Annotated in this window: 4 protein-coding genes; 3 read left to right on the top strand and 1 reads right to left on the bottom strand. The window is 75.3% G+C overall.

What is annotated here, in order from left to right; all coding sequences use genetic code 11:
* The first annotated feature begins 168 nt into the window (after nt 1-168).
* A complete protein-coding gene (locus ACFXPK_RS12385) occupies nt 169-801 on the top strand; it encodes a response regulator (RefSeq protein WP_385074564.1) in 633 nt (210 codons plus the stop codon).
* Between the two features lie 47 nt (nt 802-848).
* Here the strand turns inward: ACFXPK_RS12385 and ACFXPK_RS12380 are convergent, their stop codons facing one another.
* Nucleotides 849-2,318 carry an MFS transporter gene (locus ACFXPK_RS12380; RefSeq protein WP_385003950.1) on the bottom strand — a complete coding sequence of 490 codons (1,470 nt, stop codon included), beginning with the start codon at nt 2,316-2,318 and terminating at the stop codon, nt 849-851.
* A gap of 412 nt (nt 2,319-2,730) precedes the next feature.
* Between ACFXPK_RS12380 and ACFXPK_RS12375 the strand changes: the two genes are divergently transcribed.
* Together ACFXPK_RS12375 and ACFXPK_RS12370 are read left to right on the top strand one after the other, a co-directional pair.
* Nucleotides 2,731-4,530 (top strand): MFS transporter, encoded by a 1,800-nt coding sequence (locus ACFXPK_RS12375; RefSeq protein ID WP_385074442.1) that lies wholly within the window; start codon nt 2,731-2,733, stop codon nt 4,528-4,530.
* Between the two features lie 299 nt (nt 4,531-4,829).
* Complete coding sequence (locus ACFXPK_RS12370; protein ID WP_385074561.1) at nt 4,830-5,435, top strand: class I SAM-dependent methyltransferase; 606 nt, start codon at nt 4,830-4,832, stop codon at nt 5,433-5,435.
* The last annotated feature ends 230 nt before the right edge of the window (nt 5,436-5,665 follow it).

Raw genomic sequence — 5,665 nt, 5'->3', positions numbered from 1 at the left:
GGGCGGGCTGCGTGTGTGGACCGGGGGCGGGCGGGGGGGGTTACGGCCCCCCGGGGGGCCGGGTGGGGGGGGGGTCCGGCGCGCGGGCGCCCGGCGGGCCGTCCACCGGACCGCTGACGTCGCGGCGCCGCGCGGCGGCCACCGTCCTAACCTGTGCTCGTGACGGAGATGCCCCGGGACCAGCGTCCCGCCAAGTGCGTACGACTCCTCCTCGCCGAGGACCAGGGCATGCTGCGCGGCGCCCTCGCCCTGCTGCTCGGGATGGAGGCGGACCTGGAGGTGGTCGCCCAGGTGGCGCGGGGCGACGCCATCGTGGACGCGGCGCTGACCTCGCGCCCCGATGTGGCGCTGCTCGACATCGAACTGCCCGGTCTGAGCGGGCTGGACGCCGCCGCCGCGCTCCGCACCGAGGTGCCGGAGTGCCGGGTGCTGATCCTGACCACCTTCGGCCGGCCCGGTTATCTGCGGCGGGCCATGGAGGCGGGCGCGGCGGGGTTCCTCGTCAAGGACGGCCCGGTGGAGGAGCTGGCCGCCGCGATCCGCCGGGTGCTGACGGGCGAGACCGTGATCGATCCCGCCCTGGCCGCCGCCGCGCTGAGCGCCGGCCCGAGCCCGCTCACCGCGCGGGAGCGGGACGTGCTCAACGCGTCCGTGGACGGCGCGACGGTCGCCGACATGGCGCAGGAGCTGCGGCTGTCCGAGTCGACGGTACGGAACTACCTGTCGGCGGCGATCGGCAAGACCGGCACCCGTAACCGGATGGAAGCGGTACGGGCGGCCCGCCGCCAGGGCTGGCTCTGACGGACCGCTCTCGTCCGGTGTCGCGCGTACCGCCCGCCTCCCGCGCGTCAGTCGTCGGACGAGGCGCGCGGCAGCCACAGCAGCATCAGCGCCACCGCCCCGAGCAGCACCCCGCACCCCGTCCTGAAGGCCAGCGCGTACCCCTCGGTCAGCGCCTGCGGCCCCGTGCCGCCGGCCGTGCGGGAGGCCGCGACGGTCGAGAGGACGGAGAGGCCGAGCGCGCCGCCCATCGTGCGGGAGGTGTTGACGAGGCCGGAGACCAGGCCCGCGTCGCCGGGGGCCGCGCTGCCGGTGGCGAGGGCGGCCAGCGGGGTGGTGGCCAGGCCCAGGCCGGCCATCATCAGGACGCCGGGGCCGAGGATGACCGAGAGGAACGTTCCGTCGGCGGTCATCGTGGACTGCCAGCCGAAGCCGGCCGCCGCCACCAGCGTCCCGGTCACCGCGAGACCGCGCGCCCCGGTCCACGGCATCAGCCGCGGCGCGAGCTTCGAGCCGAGCACCACGCTCAGCGAGCTGGGGACGAGCGCGAGCCCGGCCTCCAGCGGTGTGTAGCCCAGGACGTTCTGCGCGTACACCGTCATGAAGAACCACATGCTGAAGGAGGCCGTGCCGCAGACGAACAGCGCCGCGTTGGCCGCCGCCACGGCCCGGATCCGGAACACCCCCAGTGGCATCAGCGCCTCCTTCGTCCGCGCCTCCACCGCCACGAACGCCCCGAGCAGCAGCACCCCGCCCACCAGCGGCAGCAGCGTCACCGCCCGGTCCCAGCCGCGCTCCTCGGTCTGCACGATGCCGTACGCCACCGCCGCGAGCCCGGTCGTGACCAGCACCGCGCCCGGCAGGTCGAGACGGCGGCCGGTGGTCTCGCGGGACTCGGTCAGCCAGAGCGCGGCGCCCGCCAGGACCAGGACGCCGACCGGGACGTTGATCAGCAGCACCCAGCGCCAGGAGAGCAGGTCGGTGAGGAGGCCGCCGACCAGACCGCCCGCCGCGCCGCCGCCCGCGCCGACCGCCGACCAGGTGCCGATCGCGCGGGTCCTGGCGGCGCCCGCGGGCACGGCCGAGGTGAGGATGGTCAGGGTCGCGGGCGCCAGTACGGCCGCGCCGAGCCCCTGCACCGCGCGGGCGGCGATCAACTGCCACCCCTCCTGGGCGAATCCGCCGGCCGCTGACGCGAGCGTGAAGACCGCGAGCCCGGCCAGGAAGGTCCGCTTCCGGCCGAAGAGATCGGCCGCGCGCCCGCCGAGCAGCATGAACCCGGCGAACGCGATGGCGTAGGCGTTGAGGACCCACTGGAGCCCGGGTGCGGAGAGCCCGAGGTCCGCGCGCATGGACGGCAGGGCGACATTGACCACGGAGACGTCGAGGACGACGAGGAACTGCCCGGCGCAGGCGGCCAGGATCACGGCCCAGGTGCGGGCCCCCGGTCCGGCGCGGCCGGGAGGGGCGGATATGGGTTCGGCAGCGGCTGTCGCATCGCGTTCTGACTCTGAGGAGGCTCGGACCATGGCCGTCATGGTCGCAGCCGACGAGTGCCCCGTACATGGATATTTCGCCGGAGCCGGAGCTTCCGGTGGGCCGGGGGCCGGTCCGTTCACCTACCGTTCACCGGAACAGGGCCGCCCGGGCCGGAATACGGAGGCGGCACGCCGGGTTGGACTGAGAAGCTTTCATGGTGCACGCACTTGGCGGCCGGCCCGGTCGGGTCAAGAGCCGCACCGGGGCCCGCACCCCGACGCACGCCGCAGCACGCACGCCGCACCACGCACGCAAGCACGCCGCACCACACACGCACGTCCCGCACACGGCCCGTACGACCTGACGCACGCACGCACGCCCGCGCGCAGCCACCCCCGCGCACCCCGCGCACCCCGCGCACCGACCTCGATCTCTCCTACCTCTCTCTTCTCTGCCCCGGAGGCCGCACATATGCCGCAGACGACGACCGATCAGCACGCCCCGGAGCTACCGGATCCGCGCCCCCGCACCTCCGGCGGCGTCGTCCCCGTCCTCGCCTTCGCGGGCATCACCGTCGCCGTGATGCAGACCCTGCTCGTCCCGGTCATCAAGGACCTGCCCACCCTGCTGCGCACCGCTCCCGCCAACGCCACCTGGGTCATGACGGCGACCCTGCTCGCGGGCGCCGTCTCCACCCCGATCATGGGGCGGCTCGGCGACCTCTTCGGCAAGCGGCGCATGCTGCTCGCCAGCCTCGCCGTCATGGTGGTCGGCTCGCTGATCTGCGGTGTCACCGACGACCTCGTGATCATGATCGTCGGCAGGGCGCTCCAGGGCTTCGCCATGGGCGCGATACCCCTCGGCATCGGCATCATGCGCGACGAGCTGCCGCGCGAGAAGCTCGGTTCCGCCATGGCGCTGATGAGTTCGTCCATCGGCGTGGGCGGCGGACTCGCCATGCCCGTCGCCGCGGTGATCGCCCAGAACGCCGACTGGCACGCGCTGTTCTTCGCCGCCGCCGGTCTCGGCGCGCTGTCGATCGGGCTCACCGTCGCCTTCGTACCGGAGTCCTCCGTCCGCGCCCCCGGCAGCTTCGACTGGCTCGGCGCGATCGGGCTCTCCGCCGGGCTGGTCTCCCTGCTGCTCCCGGTCACCAAGGGCAGCGACTGGGGCTGGACCTCCGGCACCACGCTCGGGCTCTTCGGTCTGGCCGCCGTCATCCTGCTGCTGTGGGGTGTGATGGAGCTGCGCAGCTCCGCCCCGCTGGTCGACCTGCGCACCAGCGCGCGCCGCGAGGTGCTGCTCACCAACCTCGCCTCGATCATGATCGGGGTGGCCTTCTACGCGGTCACCCTCGTCCTGCCGCAGCTTCTCCAGCTCCCCGCCTCGACCGGGTACGGCCTGGGTCAGTCGATGGTGGTCGCGGGCCTGTGCGTGGCGCCGCTCGGCCTGACGATGATGCTCACCGCCCCCCTGTACGCGCGGATATCCGCCCGGCGCGGCCCGAAGGTCACGCTGATCATCGGGATGCTGATCATCGCGCTGGGGTACGGGGCGGGCCTCGGCCTGATGAACGCCGCCTGGCAGACCGTGATCATCTCGATCGTCCTCGGCGCGGGCATCGGACTCGCGTACTCCTCGCTCCCCGCCCTGATCATCGGCGCCGTCGACCCCTCGGAGACCGGCGCGGCCAACGGCCTGAACACCCTGATGCGCTCCATCGGCACGTCGATGTCGAGCGCGGTGATCGGCATGGTGCTGGCCCACACCTCCGTCCAGTCGGGCGGGATGGCGCTCCCGTCGATGCACGGCTTCCGCATCTCGTTCCTGATCGCCACCGGCGCGGTGCTGATCGGTCTGGTGCTGGCGCTGTTCCTGCCCGGACAGCGGCCCGCGGTCCGGCCGGAGCTCCCGGAGGCGGGCGAGGAGAGCGGCTACGCGCCGGCCGAGCACCGTACGACCCTGATCGCGGGCTCCGGCGGCTTCACGGGGCGGGTGCTCGACGCGGACGGCGCGCCGGTCGCGCGGGCGAACGTCACGCTGATCGACCGGCGCGGCCGGCAGGCGGGCCGCGCCACCGCCGACGCGGAGGGCCGCTACACGCTGCTGCCGCCGGGCGCCGGGCCCTATGTCCTGGCGGGTACGGCCTCGGGGTACGCGTCGCACGCCTGCCCGGCGGAGTACCGGGGCGACGGGGTCCCCGTCGCGGTCGACCTGGTCCTCGGGCAGGGTCAGGTCGCGCAGGAGCCCAGCTCCGCGGTCACCACCTGACGGCGCCGGGCGCGGTGCGGCCGGGGCGCGCGGCCCCGGCCCCGGTGCGGTCGCGGCGGTACGGCACGATGGACGCGCCCGGCGGTCCCGTCCGGCACACCGCCGGACCCCGCCCGAGGAGAGAGCCCATGACCGAAGCGGCCGCCCCGTCCGAAGCGACGACCGAGACGCCGACCGAGACGGCGGAGACCACGGAGACCACGGAGACAGCGGGGACGACGACCGGGGTGCCCGCGCCGGGGCCCGCGTCCGGCCCCGCGCCGGACGTCCTCGCCGCCTTCGGGGCGGCGAAGGGGTTCATGCCCGTCCACGAGGGGCTCGCCCTGTACGCGGCGGCCACCGAGGCCGGTGAGCTCGGGCTGCCGCTCCTGGAGATCGGCAGCTACTGCGGGCGCTCCACGCTGCTGCTGGCCGCGGCGGCCCGCGACGCGGACACCGTCGTCGTCACCGTGGACCACCACCGCGGCAGCGAGGAGCAGCAGGAGGGCTGGGAGTACCACGACCCGGAGCTGGTCGACCCCGCCTCCGGCCTGATGGACACGCTCCCCGTGCTGCGCTCCGTCCTCCACCGGGCCGGTCTGGAGGACCAGGTGATCGCGGTCGTCGGCCGCTCGCCGAAGGTGGCGCGCGCCTGGGGCGACGGGCGGTTCGGCCTGGTCTTCATCGACGGCGGCCACACCGACGAGCACGCGAGCGGCGACTACGAGGGCTGGGCGCCCCGGGTCGCCGAGGGCGGGCTGCTCGTCATCCACGACGTCTTCCCCGACCCGGCGGACGGCGGCCAGGCCCCGTACCGCGTCTGGACGCGGGCGCTCGCGTCCGGCGAGTTCACCGAGGTGTCGGTCACGGACACGCTGCGCGTGCTGCGCCGTACGCCCGGGACCCCCGGCGCTCCCGGCGTCTGACCGGCCCCGGCGTCTGACCGGCCCCGGCGTCTGACCGGCCCCGGCGGCTGACCGGCACCGGCGGCTCCCGCCCCGGCACGTCCCCGCACGCCCCGCCCGGCCCGTCCCGGCACGTCCTCGCACGCCCCGCCCGGCCCGGCCCCGGCCCCCGCCCCTGACCCGTCGGAGGGGCCCCGGCCGCGGCGCCGGGGCCGCCCTGCCCCCGCGCGCCCGGGCGGGCGGGGTGCAGA

The organism is Streptomyces sp. NPDC059142 (assembly GCF_042755665.1).
Classification (GTDB): domain Bacteria; phylum Actinomycetota; class Actinomycetes; order Streptomycetales; family Streptomycetaceae; genus Streptomyces.
Note: the sequence above shows the minus strand (reverse complement) of the source record. Positions and strands in the feature narration are given on the sequence as shown.

Bases quoted from the DNA above. Each gene is read 5' to 3' on its own strand.
- ACFXPK_RS12385 (WP_385074564.1), top strand. From the start codon at position 169: ATGCCCCGGGACCAGCGTCCCGCCAAGTGCGTACGACTCCTCCTCGCC.
- ACFXPK_RS12380 (WP_385003950.1), bottom strand. From the start codon at position 2,318: ATGACGGCCATGGTCCGAGCCTCCTCAGAGTCAGAACGCGATGCGACA.
- ACFXPK_RS12375 (WP_385074442.1), top strand. From the start codon at position 2,731: ATGCCGCAGACGACGACCGATCAGCACGCCCCGGAGCTACCGGATCCG.
- ACFXPK_RS12370 (WP_385074561.1), top strand. From the start codon at position 4,830: ATGCCCGTCCACGAGGGGCTCGCCCTGTACGCGGCGGCCACCGAGGCC.